The following is a 21,471-nucleotide window of genomic DNA, read 5'->3' as shown; positions in this document are numbered from 1 at the left end:
ATCAGTTGAACGGATCGAGGATGAGTGCGGCCTGCTGCGGGTTGCCGTCGTGGACGAGGGCCTCGTGGTTGCCGACGTCGTCGAAGGCGAAACCATAGGCGCGGCCGTCGGCCATCTGGGCGTGGATGGTCTTCGAGTACTGGTTGGTGACCGCGTCCTGGTAGAAGTTCGCATCACTGGAGTCCGGCTGGTTGGGGTTCGTCAGCAGGGTGGAGCGGTTGTAGCCGGCGCACAGCGTGCGCGAGATCGGGCCTCGGACCTGGTCGTTCGGTGCGTCGAGCAACTTGAAGCAGCCGAAGACGCTGGCGGAATCGGGTTTCTGGAACGAGGTGACGACGGCGCCCGCGCTGTTGGTGAAGTTCATGACGTTGCCGGACACCCTGCCGAAGTACTTCGTGTTCGGCTGGTCTCCGAACGGCGTGACGGTCAGCGTCGTGGAGCTGTACTTCGACCACACGCGGTTGATGTAGTCGTCCATCGCGCCGGCCGGCAGTGCGCCGGTCTCCACGCCGTACAACGGCGAGAGCGCACGCAACACCGAACCGTCGGGTGCGGTCTGGATCAGGCCGCCCCAGTTCGCGGCCCGCAGTCCGTTGTAGACGGCGTTGTACCCGCCGGGCTTGAGATGCCCGGTGGTGCTGGAGTTCACGCTGACGGCGTACGGCGCGGAGAACATGTCGACCTGGGTGCTGTTGATCCACAGGCCGCCGTCGTTGAGCGTGTACTCCGACCAGTTGAACAGGATGTTCCGGTTCGGGTCGGACGGGTTCTGTACGGCCGGTTGGACGAGGCCACCGGTGGTGAGTTTGAAGACCAGCTTCTGGCCGTACGAGAAGTACACCCGGCCGGAGAACTTCGGCAGCTGGATCGTCATCGACTGACCGTTGGCCGGCCCGACGATCGAGGCGTCCGGCGCCGGGGTCGGCGGGTTCCCGCCGGCCGGCCAGGCGTGGAAGGTGCCGGAGGCATCGGCCCACCCCTGCTGGCCGGTCGCCAGATTGGTGCCCAGGTTGTAGACGTAGACCGGGTCGCCCCGGCCCGAGTGGTTGGTGATCGTGAACGGGATCGTCGCCGGTACGGCCGCGTCGGCCGGCCGGGCCGGAGCCGCCAACGCCCCGGTCAGGGCTACCGCCGCTGCGGCGATCGCCAGCAGTTTGATGCGCATCAGTTTCTCCTCACGTCCGCCTGAGAGAGCGCTCTCATCGTTACGTGTGGAGGCCACTGACTGTCAACAACTCATCACTGTCGGCTTTCCGACACCTGCCCAGGACTTACTCCGGGACGCCCTCGCCGGTGAGGCCGTCGATCGATTCGCGAATCAGGTCGGCGTGGCCGGTGTGCCGGGCGTACTCCTCGATCAGGTCGACGAGGATGTAGCGCAGGCTCGGGGAGTCGCCGTTGCGGCCCGTCCAGTTCGCGAGTTGGTCGACGCCACCGGTCGCGAGTACTTCGGCGACCGCGGCGCGGGACCGCTCGACCGATGCTTCCCACAGGCCCATCAGTTCCTCGGGGGAGTCGTCGGGCGCGCTGTGCCATTCCCAGTCGGGGTCGGCATCCCAGTCGACGGCGTTCCAGGGAGCGCCGAGCTCCTTGCCGAGCAGGCGGTGGGTGAAGTACTCGTCCTCGACCAGCGCCAAGTGCTTGAGCAAGCCGCCGAGCGTGACCGTCGACGGTGGGTGCTGCTTGTTCAAGCCCGCCGAGTCGAGCCCGCCACATTTCCATGCGAACGTACGGCGGTTGCGCTCGAGCGCCCCGATCAACGTGTCGGCCTCGGTGCCGGCAACCGGCGGTCCCGTCAACGGTGTGTTGGTCATACGAAGCACGCTATCGCCGGTTCCGGACGATCCCCGTCCGGAAAGCTCAGCCCGCCTGCGACGGCGGCCATCGTCGCGTGCTCGGTGACTCGTCGAGGGCGAGGAACTCGGGCGCCGTGAGTGGTCGCACCGACGCCTCGATCGACTCCATCGCGGTCAGTTCGGACTCGGTGACGTGCAGGTCGCGGAGCTTCCGCGCGGTGATGAACACCCGGCGCTCGAACGACCCGACGGTCCCGTTGTACGCCTCGACCGCCGACGTCAGCGATCGCCCGACTCGGCTCAGGTGATCGCCCATCGTGCTGAGCCGCTCGTACAGCTCGCGCCCGAGCTCGAACACCTGCTGCGCCGATTCGGTCAGCGCCGACTGGTTCCACGCGTACGCCGCTGCGCGGAGCGTCGCGATCAGCGTCGTCGGCGTCGCGAGGATCACCCGGCGCTCGGCGGCGTACTCCAGCAACGACGGCTCGACGTCGAGGGCCGCGGACAGGAACGACTCGCCCGGCACGAACAGGATCACGAACTCCGGCGACGGTGACAGGCGGGTCCAGTACGCCTTCGAGGCGAGCTGATCCACATGCGTCCGCAGATGCCGGGCGTGCGCGCGCAGCCGGTCGTCGCGGAACGCCGCGTCGTCGGACTCGCTCGCCTCCAGGAACGCGGCCAGCGGCACCTTCGAGTCGACGACCAGATTCTTGCCCTCGGCAAGCCTCACCACGAGGTCGGGCCGCAGCACGCCGTCCTCGCCGAAGGTCGTCGCCTGCTCGGTGAAGTCGCAGTGCGCGACCATCCCGGCCAGCTCGACCGTCCGGCGCAGATGCAGCTCGCCCCACCGCCCACGAACCTGCGGTTTCCGCAACGCGGTCGACAGCGACGCGGTCTCCCGGCGCAATGCCTCGCCGCTCATCCGCACCTCGTTCACCTGCTGATGCAGCTGACTCTGCCAGGCCGCCCGCCCCTGCTCGAGCTGATTCAGCTGCGCGTGCAGGCGATCGAGCGCCTCCTTCACAACGGCTTGCCCACCCATTTGCTGTCCGACGCTCGTCCGCTCCTGCGTGAGCTCGACGACCCGGTCCTCGGCCGCATCCCGCTCGGCCGTGATCCGCGCAAGCTCCGCCCCGTCGCGACCCCGCACCCACAGCACACCGAAGACAGCCCCCAACAACAGCCCGACCACCAGGAAGAGCAGGATCAGCAACACCGTCGTACCCGTCATGTCACCGATAGTGCACAACCCCACCGACAGTTTTCGGCGCACACGCTCAACGGGCCGCGGCGGCCTCGATCACGAACGTCGTACTCGCGGTCGGAGTCGTGTCGACGAGCTCGAGGCCGGCCGCTGCCAACAACGTGTGGTACTCGTCCGTGGTGCGTTCCCGGCCGCCGGTCATGATCAGCATGTTGAGGTCCGAGAACGCCGTACGGACCGGATCGGGCGAGCGGTCCAGGAGTTGCTCCACCAGCAACACTCGTCCGTCGGAAGCCAGTGCCTTGCGGCAGGTGCGGAGGATGTCGATCGACTCGGCGTCCGCCCAGTCGTGGATCACGGACTTCAGCACCAGGGCGTCGCCGCGGGGAACACTCTCGAAGAAGTTGCCTCCGACTACTTCGAAGCGCTCGGCATCGGCACCCGCGACCACGTCGGGTTGGTCGAAGAGCACGCCCTTGACCGTCGGGTAGCGATCCAGGATCCCGTTCAGCAGGCGGCCGTGCCCGCCGCCGACGTCCACCACCGTCTGATAGCGGCTGAAGTCGTACGCCGCGACAACCGCCGCGCTCACCGCGTCCGCCATCGACGTCATCGCCGCATCGAACGCCTCCTGTTCGTCCGGGTGTTTGGCGCGGTATGTCCACACCGGCTCGCCGTGCAGGAGCGTGAACGCGGTCTCGCCGGTGCGGATGCTCTGCTCCAGTGCGGCCTGCGTCTGCCAGTAGGAGCCGGTGCCGACGAACCGGGCCCAGCCGGCGACCGAGCGGGGCGCGTCGACGCGCAGCGCGGCGCCGAGTTCGGTGTTGGCGAGCGTACCGCCGTCGTTCGTGTAGAGGCCGAGTGCGGTGAGCGCGTGCATCAACCGCGCGAGCGCTTGTTCGTCGGCGCCGATCGACTGGGCGAGTTCGGCCAGAGTTTGCGGACCGGTGGCCAGTACGTCGCTGATCCGCAGCCGGGCGGCGACCGAGATCGCCTGCGACACCTGGTATCCGCCGATCAGACCGAGCAACTGCCGGGAAGCATCCATGGCCCATTCTGCTCCCGGGAGGACCGGTTGGTCAGTAGCTCAGCGCTGCTGGCAGTTCAACGCGGGGAACGTGTAGCCCTGCGCCTGCAGGACCGGGAGGACCTGGTTGAGCGCCGCGACGGTCTGGGCGCGGTTGCCGCCGCCGTCGTGCATCAGGATGATCCGGCCGGGCTGGGCGTGGGTCAGGATGTTGTGCACGATCGCGCTCACACCCGGGCGGGCCCAGTCGCGAGGGTCGACGTCCCACAGGACCTGGACCATCCCGGCGGCCCTGATGTCGGCGCGGACCTTCGCGTTCGTCGCGCCGTACGGCGGCCGGAAGCAGGTGGACCGAGGCCCGTCGAAGATCTGGTGGTGCCGCTGCGCCGCGGAGATCTTGGTCAGCTGCGGGTGGCTGATCGAGTGGCTGCCGATGGTGTTGCCCGCCGCGAGCACCTGGTCGCGCAGGCCGGGGTGCTCGTCCTGCATCTCGCCGAGCTCGAAGAACGTCGCGTGCGCACCGTACTTCGCCAGCGTCGACAGCACCTGCGGCGTCCAGGTCGGGTCCGGTCCGTCGTCGAAGGTGAAGAACAGCGCCTTGTTGCCGGAGGCAACAGAGGTGGTCGGGTTCGGCGGTACCGGGTGGCCGGTTGTCGTCGTCGTCGCCGACTGCGTGGACGTGCCGCTCGGAGTGGGAGCACTGGTCGGGGTACCCGAAGGCGACGCGGACGGCTTCGTGGTCGCCGCGGACGCGTGCGGACGGTCCATCTGCGCGACCGCCGAGGCCATCATCCAACCGGCGACAGCGGCCAGCGCGACCATCGTCGTGATGAACGCAGCGAACTTCCGGGTCATGGCTTTTCCCCTTGTATTTCAGGCGGTTCTTCCCCAGTGCTCCCCCTCAGGAGCGCCTCACACAGATGAGACGCCTTACTCAGCAGGTTGGTTGGCGCCGTCATGTTGCGGTGAGATCTCGACTGTTGCGTGCCCACCCCGGTGGTAGAGCCGGCCTTCGAGCGACTTCACGCTGGCGACCAGGACGAAGCTCATGCTGACCAGCAACGACCACGCGCCGAACTTCGCCGGATGGACGATCTGCCACACACTCACCTGGTCGGGGTAGTTCCACGCGTCGAGGAACGTGCCGAAGTTCTCCGCGATCCACAGGAAGAAGCCGATCAACGCGAACGACAACGCCAGCGGCATCCGGTACCGCCGTACGCCGACCGTGAAGAAGACCCAGGTACGCCGCAACACGACGAGCAGACCGATCGCGATCGGGATGCGCAGGTCCGGGATCCAGTGATGGGTGAAGAAGTTCGCGTAGATACCGACCGCGAAAACCGTCGTGGGCACCGGCCGGTAGTTGCTGACCCGCAGGTCAAACCGGCGCCAGGCCTGGCAGATGTAGCTGCCGACCGCCGCGTACATGAACCCGGCGAACAACGGCACCCCGGCGAACTTCGTCACCGCGTCACCCGGGTACTGCCACGAGCCGATGTGGACCTTGAACAACTCCAGGCCGAGGCCGACCAGGTGGAACCCGAAGATCACCGCGACCTCGCGCCACGTCTCCAGCCGGACGGCCCAGAACAGCAACGTCAGGACGAGGCAGTAGATCAGCAGAGCGTCGTACCGGGCGATCGGCAGGTCGACGTACTTCGAGATCGCCAGGCCGGCGAACACCAACCCGGGGAAGAGCGACGACAGCACCTCCAGCCAGCCGAAGCGGAGGAACTGCAAGCAGCCGAACACGATGCGTGAAGAATCGCCGGCGCGATCGGTCCAGGTGGTCACAGACTGGAGACGTTGCTTGCGATCACCTGGTTGGGAGAAATATGAACTGGTCGCAGGAGGTGGTGGGGATGGTGGTCTTCGAGACAGAGCGGCTGCTGATCCGTGACTGGACGGACGCCGACGGTGACCGCGTGTTCGACATCTACCGCCGCTGGGAGGTCTCCCGCTGGCTCGGCGCCGAGCCGCGGGTGATGCCGGACCGGGGCGCGGCGTCGAAGGTGATCCAGAGGTGGAACGAGCGCAACCAGGAGCCGCCGTACGGCGTGTGGGCGGTCGAGGAGCGCGCGACCGGGACGATCGCGGGGACCGTACTGCTGGTGCCGCTGCCGGATCCGTCGGACGGGACCGCCGGGCGGGGAGAGGTCGAGGTCGGCTGGCATCTGCACCCGGACGCGTGGGGGCGTGGGCTGGCGACGGAGTCGGCGCGGGGCGCGATCGAGCACGGATTCAAGGCGGGGATCGGCGAGATCTACGCGGTCGTCCGTCCGGACAACGTGGCCTCCCTGGCGGTCTGCAACCGGCTCGGGATGCGGTCGCTGGGCCGCACCACCCGCTGGTACGGCGCCGAGTTGGAGGCCTACCTGATCTGACGGATTGGGGTACGGCGGGGTAACCCGCGTACCCTTGACGCCCGTGGCACTCACCATCGGAATCGTCGGGCTCCCGAACGCGGGCAAGTCCACCCTGTTCAACGCGCTGACCAAGAACGACGTACTCGCCGCGAACTACCCGTTCGCGACCATCGAGCCGAACGTCGGCGTGGTCGGCGTCCCCGACGCGCGGCTGGGCAAGCTCGCCGAGCTGTACAACTCCGCGAAGGTGATCCCGGCCACCGTGCAGTTCGTGGACATCGCCGGCATCGTCCGCGGCGCGTCCGAGGGTGAGGGGCTCGGCAACAAGTTCCTCAGCCACATCCGCGAGTCGGACGCGATCTGCCAGGTCACCCGGGTGTTCCGCGACGACGACGTCACCCACGTCGACGGCAAGGTGTCGCCGGCCGACGACATCTCCACGATCCAGACCGAGCTGATCCTCGCCGACCTGCAGACCGTCGAGAAGGCGATCCCGCGGCTGGAGAAGGAAGCCCGGCTGAAGAAGGAGAGCGCGGTCGTGCTCGAGGCGGTCCGGGAGGCGCAGAAGCACCTCGAGGCCGGTACGCCGATCATCGCCACGACCGTGGACCGGGACGCGATCCGTGAGCTCATGCTGATGACCGCGAAGCCGTACCTGTACGTGTTCAACTGCGACGCCGACGAGCTGGCGGACGAATCGTTGAAGCAGAAGATGCGGGACCTGGTCGCGCCGGCCGAGGCGATCTTCCTGGACGCGAAGTTCGAGGCGGAGCTGGTCGAGCTCGGCGACGAGGACGAGGCCCGCGAAATGCTGGCCGAGATGGGTATCTCCGAGCCCGGTCTGGACGTCCTCGCCCGGGTCGGCTTCGACACGCTCGGCCTGCAGACGTACCTGACCGCGGGTCCGAAGGAGTCCCGCGCCTGGACGATCAAGCGCGGTGCCACCGCTCCGGAAGCCGCCGGCGTCATCCACACCGACTTCCAGCGCGGCTTCATCAAGGCCGAGATCGTCTCCTTCGACGACCTGATGGAAGCCGGCTCGATGACCGCCGCCCGCGCCGCCGGCAAGGTCCGCATGGAAGGCAAGGACTACGTGATGCAGGACGGCGACGTGGTCGAGTTCCGCTTCAACGTCTGAAAAGAAAGAAAGAGGGGGTTGGGGGCGGACGGCGACGTGGTCGAGTTCCGCTTCAACGTCTAGGAAACGAGGCGTTCGGGTTGGGTTACCTCGGACCAGAGGGTGTCGAGGGACAGGCCTAGGACGTCGGCGATGGCGGCGATGGTGGGGAAGGCCGGGGTGGCTACTCGGCCGGACTCTATTTTGCGGAGGGTTTCGGGGGAGACGCCGGCGTCGAGGGCGGTTTGCAGCATCGAACGGGTGCCGCGGGCGCGGCGGAGTACGGCGCCGAGGCGTTCGCCGCGCTCGACTTCCGCGGGGGTGAGCGGGAGCCTGACCATGATCCGATAATAGTACCGGGATAATATGGCCGGTATAGTTATTGCATGATCGAGATCTTGGACGCGCGGGAGCTGGCGCAGGCGAAGGAGACCGGTGCGCTGGTCGGCGGCATTCTGCAGGACCTGAAGCGCCGGACCGCCGTCGGCACGAACCTGCTGGACATCGACCAGTGGACGAAGGCGCTGATCACCGACGCCGGTGCGCAGTCCTGCTATGTCGACTACGAGGCATCCTTCGGGCGTGGGCCCTTCGGCCACTACATCTGTACGGCGGTCAACGACGCTGTGCTGCACGGGAAACCGTCCGACTACCGGCTCGCCGACGGGGACCTGCTGACACTCGACCTGGCCGTTTCGCTGGGCGGGATCGCGGCCGACGCGGCGATCAGCTTCATCGTTGGCGAGACCCACGCTCCGGAGGACGTCGCGATGATCGACGCGACCCAGCGCGCGCTCACCGCCGGCATCGAGGCCGCCGTACCGGGCAACCGGATCGGCGACATCTCCCGCGCGATCGGCACCGTGCTGAGTGCCGCCGGATACCCGATCAACACCGACTTCGGCGGTCACGGCATCGGTTCGACCATGCACCAGGACCCGCACGTCTCGAACACGGGCCGCCCAGGCCGCGGCTACCAGCTCCGCCCCGGCCTGCTGCTCGCCCTCGAGCCGTGGGTGATGCAGGACACCGCCGAGCTCTTCACCGACGACGACGGCTGGACCCTGCGCAGCGTCACCGGCTGCCGCACCGCCCACACCGAACACACCATCGCCATCACCCCCGACGGCCCGGAGATCCTCACCGTTCAGCGCTGACAGTGCTGGTTCGCGAGCTGTATGGCGGCTTCGTGGATCAGGGCGATGAGTTCAGGTGGGGCGAGCACCTGGGCGGCGCCGGCTTGGGCCAGTACGGCGGCTCGGGCTTCGTGGGGGTTCTCCAGGTCGGCGTGGAGGATCCACCAGCCGTCGCCGGCGGGGACCATCGGCTCGATCGGGCGGAAGCGGCGGACGGCGTGGTCGCGGACCTTGAGGACGATCGGGTAGGACGGGCGGGAGGCGTGGAACTCGCGCTGCGACTGCGCCCAGTAGGTGGCGAGGTCGAAGTCGCGCGGTCTGGTGAACGGGTCGGTGGTGAGCTCGGCCGACGTGAGGCGCGAGAGGCGGTAGGTACGTAGGCGGCCGTCGGTGCGGGCGGCGACCAGGTACCACGTACGCGCCTTCGCGACCAACCCGAGCGGAGACACCGCGAACGGACCGCGCCCGGCGTCGGGGGTGCACGGCGCAGGGTCCGGTGGTTCGCTGTAGGTGATGGCTAGTCGGCGTTCTTCCCAGACGGCTTGCCGGCAGAGGTCCAGCCAGTGCGGTGTCTCGCGGCGGTCGTCCCAGCCGGCGTGGTCGATCAGGACACGTTGGCGGGCGTACTCCGCCTCGCGGCGGGTGTTCTCGGGCAGGGCCGCGATCAGCTTGCTGACGGCCTGTTCGCTGGAGGCGTCGAGGCCGAGGTCGGCCAGTACGTGGGCGGTCGCGCCGACGAACACCGACATCACCTCGGACGGCGTCAGCCCGGTCAGCCGGGTGCGGTACCCGGGCAGCAGCGCCCATCCACCACCGCGCCCGCGGATCGAGTACACCGGTACGCCGGCCAGGCTCAGCACCTCGAGATCGCGCTGGATCGTCCGCGGTGAGACGTCCATCGCCTGGGAGAGCTGATCAACCGTCGTCTGACCGCGCGTCTGCAGGTGCAGCAGCAGCCGGAGGAGGCGTTCCGCGCGCATCGTCCGAGTATCGCAGGAAAATAAGCCAGGGATGGGCGTCTTTTCTTTCTACGGTCGGCGTCATGACTGCAGTCGAGGTGGAAAACCTCTCGATGTCCTACCGCGCCCCGGTCCGCAAAGGCGGGCTGCGAGCGGCCTTCCGTTCGCTGGTGCGCCGCGAGTACAAGACCGTCCAGGCGCTCGACGACGTGTCGTTCACGATCGCCCGCGGCGAGGTGGCCGGGTTCATCGGGCCGAACGGCGCCGGCAAGACCACGACGATGAAGATCCTGTCCGGCATCCTCTACCCGACCGCCGGAGGTGTCCGCGTCCTCGATTCGGTCCCGTGGCAGCGCCGGTCGCCGTTCCTGAAGCGGATCGCGTTCGTCCGCGGCAGCCAGCCCGTCGGCGGTTCGCAGGAGCTGACCGTGATGGACTCGCTGGAGTACCAGCGGCTGCTGTACGAGATCCCGCGCCCGGCGTTCCGCAGTACCCTCGCCGAACTCGAGGCGCTGCTCGACCTCGAGCCGCTGATCGAGCGCCAGCTCCGCGCGCTCAGCCTCGGCGAACGGATGCGGGTCGGTCTCGCGATGGCGCTGATCTACCGCCCGGAGGTGCTGTTCCTCGACGAGCCGACGATCGGGCTCGATGTCAGCGCCGCGAGCCTGATCCGTGAGTTCGTCCAGGAGTACGTCGAGCAGACCGGCGCGACGGTACTGCTGACCAGCCACTACATGGCCGACGTCGCCTCGCTCTGCCCGCGGCTGATCCTGATCGACAAGGGCAAGGTGCAGTACGACGGCCCGCTCGCGGAACTGTCCGCGCGATTGTCGCCGTACAAGCTGATCCGGATCTCGACGCCGGGCGATCCGTCCGGGTTCGGCGAGGTGGTCGAGAAGGCGGACGGACAGTGGGTACTGCGGGTGCCGCGGGACGACGTCGCCGGCACGACGGGCCGCGTGCTGCAGGCGATGGACGTCGTGGATCTCGCCATCGAGGAGCCGCCGCTGGAGAAGGTCATCGACCAGGCGTACCGGGAGGGTCTGCGATGAGGACCGCCGTACTGCTCGGCTTCAGGCTGCGCCAGGAGGTGCTGGAGTGGTCCGGCGCGTGGTCGTTCCTGCTGACGCTCGTGGTGCAGGCAGTGGTCGCGCCGCTGATCGGGTTGTTCGTTTGGTCGGCGGTGTATCCGGACGACCCCGCGGTCGGGCGGTACTACGTCGCGGTCATCCTGGTCACGTTGATGACCGAGTCGTTCGAGCAGCACACGTTCTCGGAGACGATCTACAACGGTACGTTGAGCCACGAGCTGCTCCGTCCGCAACCCGTCGTGCTCGGCGTGATCGGTACGAACCTGGCGATCCGTGCCTGGCTGACGTTGCTCGGGGCACCGATCGTGCTGCTCACCGCTGTCTCGTTGCGGGTCGGGTTCGACTGGCCGGCGGTGGTGCGTTCGGTTCCGTACCTCGTGCTTGCGGCGGCCCTTGTTTTCCTGTGGACGTTCTTGTTGTCGCTGACGGCCTTCTGGACCGATCGGGTGCATGCGGTGGTCGGTTTCGGTGGGCAGGTGATGTTCCTGCTCGGCGGTACGGCGGCACCGATCGGCGTACTGCCGGACGGCTGGCGACGGGTCGCGGAGGTGTTGCCGTTCTACGGCATGCACGGGCTGCCGGCCTCGGTCGCCGCGGGAACGCAGGTGGGCGGATCGATCGGGTATCAGCTGAGCTGGGTGGTGGTCCTGGTGGGCGTGGTCGTGGTGCTGTGGCGGGCCGGCGTACGGCGGTACACGGCGGTGGGATCGTGAAGCTGCTGCGATTGTTGGGCGCGGGCTTCTCGATGTCGCTGCGCCGGAGTATCGCGTTCCGCGTCAACCTGGTCTTCGACGTCCTGCTGGCGTTCACGGGTCTGGGTACGGCGATCGCGGCTGTACTGATCGTGTTCACCCGGGCGGACACGCTCGCCGGCTGGTCGAAGGCGCAGTTCCTGGTGCTGATCGGGACGTACCAGTTGATCACCGGGTTGCGGTCGACATTCATCGATCCGAACCTGTCGTGGTTCCCGGAAACCGGCATCCGGAACGGGAAACTCGACGCGTACTTGTTGCAGCCGGCATCGAGCTTGTTCCTGGCCAGCCTGTCGTTGTCGTCGCCCTTGCAGCTGATCCAGGTCGTACTCGGCCTCGGCGTACTCGGCTGGGGAATCGCGGATCACGTGCCGACGGTCGGCGGGTTGGCGAGTTGGCTGCTGCTCGTCATCGCCGGAATCGTGGTGACGTGGGCGTTGAGCGTCTTGCTGGCCTGCCTGGCGTTCTGGGCGCCGAAGCTGCAGTTGGATGTCTTCTACCACTCGGCCTGGCAACTCGGCCGCTATCCGACCGACGTCTTCGCCCGCCCACTGCGGATTCTCCTCACGTACGTCTTCCCGATGGCATTGATCGCCAGCGTCCCGTCCACCGCACTACTCCGTGGACCCCAGGCAGGGGTGCTGATCGCCGGAGTAGCTGCCGCGGGTGGTGCGGCGAGCCTGGCGGTTCTCACCTGGCATGCCGGGCTCCGGCGTTACAGCGGGGCGACGTCGTGAAATCCATTCGCTGGGCGCAGTGATCAGCGTTAGCGTCGCGGGCATGGTTGATGCCTTGTTCGGGGTGCCTCGGTTGGCGGCGGTGTATGACGCGCTGGATCCGGATCGAGGGGATCTGGAGCACTACGCGGCGATCGTGCGCGAGTTCGGTGCCGAGCGGGTGCTCGACGTCGGATGCGGTACGGGGGAGTTGACCTGCCTGCTCGCGAGCGCCGGCGTGCAGGTGACCGGGGTGGATCCGGCCGCGGCGTCGCTGGAGGTTGCTCGAGGCAAGAAGTTTGCGGATCGGGTCCGGTGGATCCACGGCGACGCGACGACGCTGCCGCCGATGCAGGTCGAACTCGCGTTGATGACAGGGAACGTCGCGCAGGTGTTCCTCACGGCCGATGAGTGGGCGGCGACTGTCCGCGGGGTGCATGCGGCACTCGAGCCCGGTGGACGGTTCGTGTTCGAGACCAGGATCCCGGCGCGGCGCGCGTGGGAGGAGTGGACGCGCGAGCACACGCATCAGGTCCGGCAGCTCGGCGACGAGACGGTCGAGGTCTGGACCGAGCTGGTCGCGGTACAGCTGCCGTACGTCACATTCCGCGCCACCTACATCTTCTCCTCCGACGGCGCCGTGCTGACGTCGGATTCGACGCTGTGGTTCCGGGAGCGGGACGAGGTCGAGCAGTCGTTGACCGCGGCGGGATTCGCGGTCGACGACGTACGTGGCGCTCCCGATCGGCCGGGCAAGGAGTACGTGTTCGTGGCTAGGAAGCTTTGAGCAACGCGGTCAACGTGTCGTGCGCGGTGCGGGACATGACCGGGTTGGTTTCGACGTAGTACCAGAGGCAGCCGATCGCCTGCGCGAACGACCAGCCCATCCCGCGCCGCCACTCGGCGTCGTCGCTGCCGACCGCCGCACGGAAGGCCGTCCGCGCGGTCGAATCGAACAGGTTCCACGCCGGCTGCAGGTCCATCGCGGGATCCGACACCGTGAACATGCCGACGTCGATCACGCCGGACAGCCGGCCGTCCTTGACGAGTAGGTTGCCCGGCATCAGGTCGCGATGCGTCCAGGCGTCCGGCTCGGTCCGCGCCGTCGTCCGCAGCTCGGACCACAATCGGGTGAGCGCGTCCACGTCGATCATCCCGCGGCTGCGCTCCAGGCACTCCGCGACCCACTCGTCCTGCGACGTCAGCAAGCCGCCGCGCCACTGCCCGTTGAACGTCCGGCCCTCGGTCGGCTGCGCCCGCAGCGCGAGCACGAACCGCGCGAGATCCTCGGCGAAGGCCTCAGACCCCGCGACGTCGGCGTCGTACGCAATCGTCCCGTCGATCCAGGTCTGCACCGCCCACGGCAGCGGGTAACCCGAGCCCGGTGCGCCGAGCGCGACCGGCTCCGGCGTCGGGTACGGCGACATCGCGCGCAACCGGCGCGCCGCGTCCGCCTCGTCCTCGAGCTCCTTCCGGACCGCCGCGGGATCGCCGGGCTGGATCGGCAGCCGCGCGGTGAGGTCGTCGCCGATCCGGAAGACCGCGTTCACCGTGCCGTGCGACCCCACGGCGCGGACCGCGAGCTCGCTCCACTCCGGGAACTGCTCCTTGACGAGGGCTTCGACCAGCTCGACCGTCACGTCCAGTTGTCCTTCGTGCATCACGCCCAGCAGTATCCCGGCCCCTCAGCCGCCACCGCACACGATTTAGACCAGCACTTCAGTGGGTCGCGAGTGGGCGGGCGCGGTCGGTGGCGAGGCGGAGAGCGAAGGCGGCGAGTGCCGTGCCGGTCAGGTAGCGGTGGATGCGCATCCAGGTCGGGCGGCGAGACAGGAACACGGCGACCGAGCCTGCGGTGATCACGAAGACGGCGTTCATCACCACGCCGACGGTCAGCTGGCCGAGGCCGAGGATCAGGCTCTGCAGACCGAGGTGACCGCGGGACGGATCGAGGAACTGCGGGAGCAGCGAGATGTAGAGGATGGCGATCTTCGGGTTCAGCAGGCAGGTGAGCAGGCCCATCCCGAACAGCTTGCGCGGACGGTCCGGTTCGAGCTCCTGGGTGGCGAACACCGACGTACCGCCTGGGCGGAAGGCCTGCCAGGCGAGCCAGAGCAGGTACGCCGCGCCGGCCAGCTTGAGCGTCAGGTAGATCTCCGGGACCAGCGCGAACAGCGTGGCCAGCCCGGCGCTTGCCGCGAGCAAGTAGGTGAGGAAGCCGACCCCGACACCGGCCAGCGAGATCAGGCCGGCGCGGCGGCCCTGGGCGATCGAGCGCGAGATCAGGTAGATCATGTTCGGCCCCGGCACGATCACCAGGCCCAGCTCGACCAGCGCGATCCCGAGCAGCGCTTCGTTGCTCACCAGCATGTCCGTGTCCCTCCCTCGGCGGTACGCCGAACCTAACAGTGCGGGGCGTTCCGGCTCGAAGGTTTTCCACAGACCGGTATTCGGTCGCGGATGGTGCTCACCCTCGGTTAGCGTGGGTCCGTACGCCTACGGTTTGAAGGAGACGGTATGAGCGAGAAGTCCAGCGAGCCGGCGGACGATCTGCAGAAGAAGTTCCGGGAAGCGCTCGAGAAGAAGAACGCCGGCAACCACACGCACCCAGGCAGTGGGACGCGCGGTCAGGGCGTCGGCGAAGCGCACAACGACAAGCAGAAGCGCCAGTTCCGGCGCAAGTCCGGCAGCTGACGACCGCCACTGTCCATCCATCCACCTGAGCCCCGGGTTGCCGCCCGGGGCTCGACCATTATCGAGCGCCGAGCAGCTCGACCAGCCGAAGGATTTCCGGGTCCCAGCTCGTTCGGTGGTTCGCCGCGTCCTCGGCGGTCGCGAAACCGGTGTGGCTGAGCTGCATCCGGGTGCCCTCCGGTACTTCGGTCAGCTCGACCTCCACCCGGGTCGGCGCGTCGCCGGTACCGTCCCACTGCCAGCTGAACACCAGCCGCGTCGGCGGCACGACCTCGAGGTACGTACCGCGGACCACGTGCGGGCCCATCTCGACGACGTACGACCCGCCCTCGCGGACGTCCGCGTCGACCTTCAGCGGCAGGTCCGGGTTCGGGCAGTACCACAGGGCGAGCAGCTCGGCCCGCGTCCACGCGTCGTACACCCGGGTGATCGTTGCCGGGAGCACCCTTTCGATCCGGATCTCAGTGTCCATCGTCGTCCTCTCGGAGGAGCTCTTCCAGCCGGTCAACGGTGTTGTTCCAGTACGACGTGAGGTCGCCGAGCCACTCCTCGACCTCAGAGATCGCCTCGCGTCGCAGAGTGCACACCACCGTCCGCCCGCTCCGCCGCCGCGCCACCAGACCCGCGTCGACGAGCACCCGGACGTGCTTGGTGATTGCCGGCAAGGTCACCTCATGCGGCGCAGCAAGTTCACCCATCGTTGCGGCACCGCGACTCAACCGCCCTACGATCGCCAGCCTGGTCGGATCCGCGAGCGCCCCGAACGTTCTCGTCAGCACGCTGATACTTCACCAACTAGTTAACTGTCCTGTCAACCCCCGGGTGCATGCGATCCGCGGACTGCGGGTACCGCTCTGAACATCTGGTGAAATGACATCGGTGGGATTGCGGCGTTCTTGGCCGGCAATGGCATCCTTTCGGGGTGACGGAGTTGATGGAGGTCGCGCGACACCTGCTGAGCACGGCGATGGCCTCGCATTGGCTGCTGCTGATCCTGTTCGTCGCCGCGGCGGTGGATGCGGTGTTCCCGGTGGTGCCGAGCGAGGGCATGGTGATCACGGCCGGGATGGCCGCGGCCGCCGGCCATCAGAACCTGCTGCTGGTGATCGCGGTCGCGATGGCGGGTTCGGTGATCGGGGAGTCGTTCTGCTACCTCCTGGGCCGTGGCTCGGGTCCGGCGCTGCACCGCTGGATGAAGCGCCAGGAGCGCCGCCAGCAGATCTACGACCGGGTCTCCGGCGCGCTGCACAAACGCGGCGGGCTGATCCTGATGACGGTCCGCTACATCCCCGGCGCGCGGATGGTCGCGACGCTGACGGCCGGCGCGACCCGGTACTCGTTCAAGAAGTTCCTGGTGTTCACGTTCTTCGGCGTCACGATCGCGTACACCTATGTCGCGATGCTCGGCTACCTTGGCGGTGACGCGTTCGCGCACGACCAGCTGCTCGGGCTCGTTTTCAGCCTCAGCCTGGCGGCGGTGATCGGTCTCGCGCTCGAGACGTCCCGCCGGATCGTGAACCGGCGCCGCACGGTGAAGGTCACGGCGGCCTAACGATCACCGCCCCGGTTTCCCGGCCGGGGCGTGTCCCGGCCCAACCTTTCGCCGCTCCTGTGCGTCAGTAGACGAGTGGTGAGGCCTGGGGTGAACCTCCTGGCCGTTGCGGTGCTCCTCGCAGCGGTCCTGGCCGGATGTGCCGACGTACCGCTGGAAGGTGCTCCGACGCCGAGCGAAACCACCAAACCCACCGCCCCGAAATCCACCGCACCCAAGCCGTCGCCGAAGCCCACGGCCCCGAAGCCGTCACCGCCCACGCCCACGCCGAACGGCAACCTGCCGGCGGCGGCTCCGGTACTCCGCTCTTTTCCGAGCCGACTCGCCAACGGCAAGCCGCCGCTGTTCGTCGTCGTCTCGTTCGACGGTGCCGGCGACCTCGGCCTCTGGGCGCACTGGCGGGCCGTCGCGAAGCAAGTCAACGCGCGGATGACGTTCTTCCTGTCCGGCCCGTACCTCTACCCGGGCAGCCACCGCACTGATTACAAGCCGCCGTACCAGAAACCCGGCGCGTCCGACATCGGCTGGGGCGACACCGCGAACATCCTCGGCCGGACGAAGGTGCTCCGCGACGCGATCGCCGAGGGCCACGAGATCGGTACGCACGCCAACGGCCACTTCTGCGGCGCGAACGGCATCGGCCGCTGGACCATCGCCCAGTGGACCGCCGAGCTCAGCGCGTTCGACCGGATGGTCCGGACCGGTCCGTCGCTGGCCGCGGGCAAGACGGTCGCGCCGCCGTTCGACCCGTCGACCGTGAAGGGCATGCGGACACCGTGCTTGGAGGGCAACCGAGCCGCGTACCGGCTCGCGATGGTGCAGCGCGGGATGCTGTACGACGCCTCCGCACCCGGGTACATCACCTGGCCGCGGAGGGCGAACGGCGTGTGGAACTTCCCGCTCGAGTCCGTGACGCTGGCCGGTACCTCGAAGAAGACGCTCACGATGGACTACAACCTCTGGTACGCGCAGACGCAAGCGCGGAAAGCCCCGATCGCACAGGCGCCCGCGATGAAGGCGCAGGTGCTCGCGACGTACCGGGCCGTGCTGGCCAAGTCACGCGCCAGCGGCAACCCGCCGTTGTTCCTCGGCAACCACTTCAACCACTGGAACAACAGCGTGTACTCCGACGCGCTTACGCAGTTCGTCCTGGAGACGTGCAAGCAGCCCGACGTCCGGTGCGTGTCGAACATGGAGCTGGCGAGCTGGCTGGCGAAGTACGGCGTACCTGATCAGCGGACCCGGCCGTCATAGCTCGAGGTAGCCGAAGCCGCTCTGCCAGGTGCCGCCCTCCTTGATCCGCTGCACGACGAGCCGCTGCAGCGTGGTGTCCTGCGGGAGCTCGTCGAGGTGGTCGGTGCCGTGCGTCCGGAACGTGAAGAAGATCGCGCTGTCCTGGGCGTCGGTCGGCGTCCCGTACGGCGTGAACCGGCGGCCGAACTTCACCATGTTCGAGTCCTGCGGGAGGTGGTCGAGCAGGTACGGGTCGATCAGCCACGACCACAGCGTAGCGATCCGCACCGGGTGCTCCGGGAAGTACCGTGGGAAGAACTCGCGTGCCTGCTGCAGGCTGTCGTCGACCAGTTCAGGGGTCAGCGGTCCGGTCTCCGGGATGTGTACGCCGATCACCCACTCGCCGGTCTCCACGCCCGGGACCGGGTCCTGCTCGGTGACCTCGTAGAGCATGTACTGCAGCCGGCCGAGCGCGTAGATCTGGCCGTTCCAGAAGTGCCGCAACCACCAGTGCGTCTCGAGGCCGTAGTCGCCGTGCGTCCGGCGGTTGACCTTGAGCTGCTGCCCGAGGTCGGCCAGCGACGCCCAGCTGATCTCGTCCGGGATCCCACGCTCGGCGTGGAACCGGCGGATGTCCGGCACGGTGTCGAGGTACGCCTGAACCGAGTTCCGCGGGTCCTCGGGGAAGGTCGGCTCGGGTTCGCTCCCGAGCTTTCCGACCGCCGCCCGCAGCTGGTCGGCCAGCGCCTTCACCGCCACCGGATCCGGCGTGAACGCCTCCGCCGCCTCCCGATCGAGCTCCGAAAACCCCAGCAGCCGGTACTCCTCAGCAGTCGTCACCGGTCAACGGTAACCGATGTAACGCCCGCCAGAACCTTACGATCTGAGACGTGAGCTACCAGCGGTTTCCAGTACCGGAGCGGTTGCGGGGAGTGGTCGACCATGTCTGGCTGGTGGAGTCGGCGCCGCTGACTCAGGTACGGCGGGAGATCCTGATCCCGGACGGCCGGCCTGGGCTCGCGATCGCGCTGGCGGACCCGGGGACGCGGCACGATCCGGTGACCGGCGCGGAGTGGGAGAACGCGGCGGCGGTCTTCGGGGTGATGACGCGGCCGCACGTACTCGGTCAGCTCGGTACGTCGAGTTATGCGGGCGTCGGGTTCACGCCGTGGGGGCTCGCGGCGTTCGGGTTGCCTGCCTTGGTCGACGAGGTGCAGGAGCTGGCTGACTGGGTCGGCGCGGAGGCCGTCGCCGGGTTGGTGGCGGAGCTGCGGGCGGTACCGTTCGGGGCCGCGCGGGCGGAGCGGCTGGCCGGGTTCCTCGCGGCGCGATTGACGGACGTCGACGTACCGCCGGTCGTGGTGGAGGCGGTACGCGCGATCGACGAGCTGCGCGGACAGGTCGCGGTGGCGGAGGTCGTGCGGCGATGCGGTACGTCGTACAGCACCTTGTACCGGCTGTTCCGGCGGAGCGTCGGGATCGGGCCGAAGCAGTACGCCGAGATCATCCGGTACTACCACTTCGTCGGCGGCCTGCTCGGGGGGCCCGCGGACGCGGCCGCGACGTTGTCGGCGCTGCACGGGTTCTACGACCAGGCGCATGCGGCACGGGACTTCAAGAAGTACACGGGCGTCAGCGCAACGACGTTCCGCGCCGTACAGAACGGAATCGCGGCGCTGATGCATGGAAGATCCGTCCAAGACGATCCGGACCAGGGTGCCTGATCATCGACGCATGGGACGAATCATTCATGTCGAGATAGTTGCCGAGGACCACGACCGGGTCGCGCAGTTCTACCGCGAAGTCTTCGGGTGGGAGCTGACACCGGCCCCCGTCCCCGACGGCTACCTACTCGCGCGAACCGGCCAGGGCGACGGAATCGACGGCGCGATCATGAGCAACCGGTACCAGTCACAACAGACGATCGCGTGGCTAGAGGTCGACAACCTCGAGCCGATCCTGGACGCCGCCCGGGCTGCGGGTGGCGAGCAGGTCGGCGAAATCCAAGAGCTCCCCGGCGTCGGCCGCCTCACCTACATCCGCGACCCCGAAGGCGTACTGCTCGGCCTCCGCCAGCCGCTTTAGCCGGCGGCGGTGTCGATGTGGCGGGCGAGGACGAGGTCGTCGTCGGTGATGCCGCCGGCTTCGTGGCTGCTGACCCGGAAGGTGATGGTGGTGTAGCGGATGTCCATGTCCGGGTGGTGGTTCATCGACTCGGCGAGCTGGGCGACGGTCGCGACCAGCCGGATGCCGTCCAGGAAGTTGTCGGCCTTGACGCTTCGGACCAGCTCGTTGTCCACGACCTTCCAGTTCGGCAGGTGGTCGCGCAGGGCCAGGTCGATCTGGTCGTCGGTCAAAAGGTCAGCCATGCGCTCACTCTAGACCTACCCGCGCGGTGGCCAGCAGGCCAGCGGCCGCCGCGGCCGCGCCGGCCGTGATGATCGTGCCGAAGACCCACGGCTGCGGGTTGTCGGCGTTGAACGCGAGCAACGTCCCGCTGATCGCGAGCGCCGTCGCGATGCTCATCGTGGCGGCCATCTGACCGGCGCTGCTGTTCCGCCCGGAGTTGTTCTGGTCGGACAGATCCAGCGTCAGCACCGACAGGCTGGACGAGCTCAGCCCCATCCCGATCCCGGCGAAACCCCAGCCGATCAGGCCGAACCAGGTGCTCGCATCGGTCCACGCGAGCAACGACGTCACCAGCAGTCCGACCGTCATGAACGCCAGCCCCGTCCGCAGTACGGCGACCCGCTCGAACCCGTGCTCACGTCCCTGCAGCCATGACCCGAACGCCCAGCACACGCCGGTGATCGACAACGTCACGCCGGCCTTCGACGGACTGAAGTTGTGCTGCAACGTCAGCAGCAGCGGAAGGTACGCGCCAACCCCGGCGAAGGCCGCACCACCGAGTCCGCGAACGGCAACCACAGCAGGGAAGCCACGTCGCGCGGTGAACGTGCCCGCGGGCATCACCCGTACGGCGGCCCGTCCGAGCACCACGAGCGCGACGAGTACCGCCGTACCGGCAATCACCGGATGCGCCTCGAGGTGATCGCCCGCGACCGTCAGCGTGAACAGCGCAACGGATGCGGCGAGCGCCCAGGGAAGGGCGGCGCGCCACGCCTCGAGCTCGGCCGCGTCCTCGGCCGTACGTTCCGGGGCCGGTACGTCGGCGGACTGTCGCATCGCCGGACGCAGCAGCAGCCAACTCGGTACGAGCAGGACGACCGCGCCGAGGAACACCCAGCGCCAGCCGAACTGCTCGGTGACCACTCCGGTCAGCACGGGCCCGAGCACCGACGGCAGGATCCACATCGCGGCGAACAAAGAGAACATCCGCGGCCGCAGTACGGCGGGCAGCGCCCGCGCGACGAGCACCATCAGCGACACGTCGAGCAGACCTTCCGCGAGCCCGCTGAGCAGCCGCCCGGCGATCACCATCGGCATCGCGGTCGCCGTACCGACGAGCAGTTGGGCGAGCGCGAACGAGATCGCGCCCGCCCGCAGCGTCGGGATCGGGCCGCGGCGGTCCGACCACAGGCCGGCGACCGCGAGCGAGATCAGGTAGCTCGCGTTCGGGGCGGCGTTCGCGAGACCGAAGCTGCCGAGCGCGTCGAACTCGCGGACCATCGTCGGCAGCGCCGTACCGACGGCCCGGTTCTCGAACGCGCCGAGCGTGACGAGCCCGATCACCCCGAGCACCAGCGGCAGGTGCTGTCCGGTGAAGAGCTTGGGGCGGGCCGCAGCGGCCGTCGTAGTCATGACCGCTATCGTCGAAGTTCAAGTGAGGTTGAAGTCAAGCCTTACGGGAAAACCCCGGAC

The 21,471-nt window shown here is 68.2% G+C and carries 27 protein-coding genes; 12 read left to right on the top strand and 15 right to left on the bottom strand.

Translation table 11 applies throughout. The features are described 5' to 3' along the window. Position 1: 1 nt before the first annotated feature. The 6 genes from FB475_RS07430 to FB475_RS07405 form a co-directional block, all read right to left on the bottom strand. Positions 2-1,165 carry a glycoside hydrolase family 64 protein gene (locus FB475_RS07430; RefSeq protein ID WP_141853768.1) on the bottom strand — a complete coding sequence of 388 codons (1,164 nt, stop codon included), beginning with the start codon at positions 1,163-1,165 and terminating at the stop codon, positions 2-4. Positions 1,166-1,271: 106 nt separating this feature from the next. After that, the gene (locus tag FB475_RS07425) at positions 1,272-1,814 is read right to left on the bottom strand and encodes a DinB family protein (RefSeq protein ID WP_141853766.1); all 543 of its coding nucleotides are present in this window, start codon (positions 1,812-1,814) and stop codon (positions 1,272-1,274) included. Positions 1,815-1,860: 46 nt separating this feature from the next. Then, positions 1,861-3,030, bottom strand: a complete 1,170-nt coding sequence (locus tag FB475_RS07420; RefSeq protein ID WP_141853764.1) for a DNA recombination protein RmuC — start codon at positions 3,028-3,030, stop codon at positions 1,861-1,863. Between the two features lie 46 nt (positions 3,031-3,076). Beyond that, the gene (locus tag FB475_RS07415) at positions 3,077-4,051 is read right to left on the bottom strand and encodes a methyltransferase (protein ID WP_141853762.1); all 975 of its coding nucleotides are present in this window, start codon (positions 4,049-4,051) and stop codon (positions 3,077-3,079) included. Positions 4,052-4,090: 39 nt separating this feature from the next. Further along, a complete protein-coding gene (locus FB475_RS07410) occupies positions 4,091-4,885 on the bottom strand; it encodes a polysaccharide deacetylase family protein (protein WP_141853760.1) in 795 nt (264 codons plus the stop codon). Between the two features lie 75 nt (positions 4,886-4,960). Further along, entirely contained in the window at positions 4,961-5,827 is an 867-nt protein-coding gene (locus tag FB475_RS07405) for a DUF817 domain-containing protein (RefSeq protein WP_238332013.1), read from the bottom strand. Positions 5,828-5,868: 41 nt separating this feature from the next. Here FB475_RS07405 and FB475_RS07400 point away from each other — a divergent pair, with 41 nt between their 5' ends. Both FB475_RS07400 and ychF read left to right on the top strand, forming a co-directional pair. Then, complete coding sequence (locus FB475_RS07400; RefSeq protein WP_202878277.1) at positions 5,869-6,417, top strand: GNAT family N-acetyltransferase; 549 nt, start codon at positions 5,869-5,871, stop codon at positions 6,415-6,417. Positions 6,418-6,460: 43 nt separating this feature from the next. Then, positions 6,461-7,537 (top strand): redox-regulated ATPase YchF, encoded by a 1,077-nt coding sequence (ychF, locus tag FB475_RS07395; RefSeq protein WP_141853758.1) that lies wholly within the window; start codon positions 6,461-6,463, stop codon positions 7,535-7,537. Between the two features lie 59 nt (positions 7,538-7,596). On the opposite strand, the gene FB475_RS07390 is transcribed toward ychF, so the two are convergent. After that, positions 7,597-7,857: a helix-turn-helix domain-containing protein gene (locus FB475_RS07390; protein ID WP_141853756.1), complete on the bottom strand. Its 261-nt coding sequence runs from the start codon at positions 7,855-7,857 to the stop codon at positions 7,597-7,599. A 45-nt stretch (positions 7,858-7,902) separates the two neighbouring features. Here FB475_RS07390 and map point away from each other — a divergent pair, with 45 nt between their 5' ends. Further along, complete coding sequence (map, locus tag FB475_RS07385) at positions 7,903-8,673, top strand: type I methionyl aminopeptidase (protein WP_141853754.1); 771 nt, start codon at positions 7,903-7,905, stop codon at positions 8,671-8,673. Here the strand turns inward: map and FB475_RS07380 are convergent. Further along, a complete protein-coding gene (locus FB475_RS07380; protein ID WP_141853752.1) occupies positions 8,664-9,632 on the bottom strand; it encodes a helix-turn-helix transcriptional regulator in 969 nt (322 codons plus the stop codon). The two genes, map and FB475_RS07380, sit on opposite strands and share 10 nt — an antisense overlap. A gap of 62 nt (positions 9,633-9,694) precedes the next feature. Between FB475_RS07380 and FB475_RS07375 the strand changes: the two genes are divergently transcribed. The 4 genes from FB475_RS07375 to FB475_RS07360 are packed head-to-tail and all read left to right on the top strand — an operon-like array spanning position 9,695 to position 12,957. Continuing rightward, positions 9,695-10,663: an ABC transporter ATP-binding protein gene (locus FB475_RS07375; RefSeq protein ID WP_185759125.1), complete on the top strand. Its 969-nt coding sequence runs from the start codon at positions 9,695-9,697 to the stop codon at positions 10,661-10,663. Beyond that, on the top strand, positions 10,660-11,415 hold the full coding sequence (locus FB475_RS07370; protein WP_141853750.1) for an ABC-2 family transporter protein: 756 nt from the start codon (positions 10,660-10,662) through the stop codon (positions 11,413-11,415). The genes FB475_RS07375 and FB475_RS07370 overlap by 4 nt, the downstream gene beginning before the upstream one ends. Further along, positions 11,412-12,191, top strand: a complete 780-nt coding sequence (locus tag FB475_RS07365; RefSeq protein ID WP_238332012.1) for an ABC transporter permease — start codon at positions 11,412-11,414, stop codon at positions 12,189-12,191. Before FB475_RS07370 ends, FB475_RS07365 begins: the two co-directional genes overlap by 4 nt. A gap of 43 nt (positions 12,192-12,234) precedes the next feature. Then, on the top strand, positions 12,235-12,957 hold the full coding sequence (locus FB475_RS07360) for a class I SAM-dependent methyltransferase (RefSeq protein WP_141853747.1): 723 nt from the start codon (positions 12,235-12,237) through the stop codon (positions 12,955-12,957). Here FB475_RS07360 and FB475_RS07355 read toward each other — a convergent pair. Then, positions 12,944-13,831 carry an aminoglycoside phosphotransferase family protein gene (locus tag FB475_RS07355; protein WP_141857856.1) on the bottom strand — a complete coding sequence of 296 codons (888 nt, stop codon included), beginning with the start codon at positions 13,829-13,831 and terminating at the stop codon, positions 12,944-12,946. The two genes, FB475_RS07360 and FB475_RS07355, sit on opposite strands and share 14 nt — an antisense overlap. 58 nt (positions 13,832-13,889) lie before the next feature. Continuing rightward, positions 13,890-14,540, bottom strand: coding sequence for a LysE family translocator (locus FB475_RS07350; RefSeq protein WP_202878275.1), 651 nt, complete (start codon positions 14,538-14,540; stop codon positions 13,890-13,892). A gap of 147 nt (positions 14,541-14,687) precedes the next feature. Between FB475_RS07350 and FB475_RS36670 the strand changes: the two genes are divergently transcribed. Further along, entirely contained in the window at positions 14,688-14,864 is a 177-nt protein-coding gene (locus FB475_RS36670) for a DUF5302 domain-containing protein (protein WP_185759123.1), read from the top strand. Between the two features lie 58 nt (positions 14,865-14,922). Here the strand turns inward: FB475_RS36670 and FB475_RS07345 are convergent, their stop codons facing one another. Both FB475_RS07345 and FB475_RS07340 read right to left on the bottom strand, forming a co-directional pair. Beyond that, positions 14,923-15,336, bottom strand: coding sequence for an SRPBCC family protein (locus tag FB475_RS07345; protein ID WP_141853745.1), 414 nt, complete (start codon positions 15,334-15,336; stop codon positions 14,923-14,925). Beyond that, positions 15,326-15,643, bottom strand: coding sequence for an ArsR/SmtB family transcription factor (locus tag FB475_RS07340; RefSeq protein WP_141853743.1), 318 nt, complete (start codon positions 15,641-15,643; stop codon positions 15,326-15,328). Before FB475_RS07340 ends, FB475_RS07345 begins: the two co-directional genes overlap by 11 nt. Before the next feature lie 143 nt (positions 15,644-15,786). On the opposite strand from FB475_RS07340, the gene FB475_RS07335 reads away from it, so the two are divergent. Both FB475_RS07335 and FB475_RS07330 read left to right on the top strand, forming a co-directional pair. Next, entirely contained in the window at positions 15,787-16,416 is a 630-nt protein-coding gene (locus FB475_RS07335; protein ID WP_238332011.1) for a DedA family protein, read from the top strand. 90 nt (positions 16,417-16,506) lie between these two features. Further along, positions 16,507-17,670: a polysaccharide deacetylase family protein gene (locus tag FB475_RS07330; RefSeq protein ID WP_141853741.1), complete on the top strand. Its 1,164-nt coding sequence runs from the start codon at positions 16,507-16,509 to the stop codon at positions 17,668-17,670. On the opposite strand, the gene FB475_RS07325 is transcribed toward FB475_RS07330, so the two are convergent. After that, on the bottom strand, positions 17,665-18,489 hold the full coding sequence (locus FB475_RS07325; RefSeq protein WP_141853739.1) for an acyltransferase domain-containing protein: 825 nt from the start codon (positions 18,487-18,489) through the stop codon (positions 17,665-17,667). The genes FB475_RS07330 and FB475_RS07325 overlap by 6 nt on opposite strands. A gap of 50 nt (positions 18,490-18,539) precedes the next feature. Here FB475_RS07325 and FB475_RS07320 point away from each other — a divergent pair, with 50 nt between their 5' ends. Both FB475_RS07320 and FB475_RS07315 read left to right on the top strand, forming a co-directional pair. Then, entirely contained in the window at positions 18,540-19,373 is an 834-nt protein-coding gene (locus FB475_RS07320; RefSeq protein ID WP_141853737.1) for a helix-turn-helix domain-containing protein, read from the top strand. A gap of 10 nt (positions 19,374-19,383) precedes the next feature. Further along, positions 19,384-19,734: a VOC family protein gene (locus FB475_RS07315; RefSeq protein WP_185759121.1), complete on the top strand. Its 351-nt coding sequence runs from the start codon at positions 19,384-19,386 to the stop codon at positions 19,732-19,734. On the opposite strand, the gene FB475_RS07310 is transcribed toward FB475_RS07315, so the two are convergent. Together FB475_RS07310 and FB475_RS07305 are read right to left on the bottom strand one after the other, a co-directional pair. After that, positions 19,731-20,018, bottom strand: coding sequence for a 4a-hydroxytetrahydrobiopterin dehydratase (locus tag FB475_RS07310; RefSeq protein ID WP_141853733.1), 288 nt, complete (start codon positions 20,016-20,018; stop codon positions 19,731-19,733). The genes FB475_RS07315 and FB475_RS07310 overlap by 4 nt on opposite strands. Before the next feature lie 4 nt (positions 20,019-20,022). Then, entirely contained in the window at positions 20,023-21,411 is a 1,389-nt protein-coding gene (locus tag FB475_RS07305; protein ID WP_141853731.1) for an MFS transporter, read from the bottom strand. Positions 21,412-21,471 lie beyond the last annotated feature (60 nt).

Origin of the sequence: Kribbella jejuensis (assembly GCF_006715085.1) — a bacterium.
Lineage (GTDB): Bacteria > Actinomycetota > Actinomycetes > Propionibacteriales > Kribbellaceae > Kribbella > Kribbella jejuensis.
The sequence above is the reverse complement of the archived record's forward strand: the minus strand, read 5'-3'. Positions and strand labels throughout refer to the sequence as shown.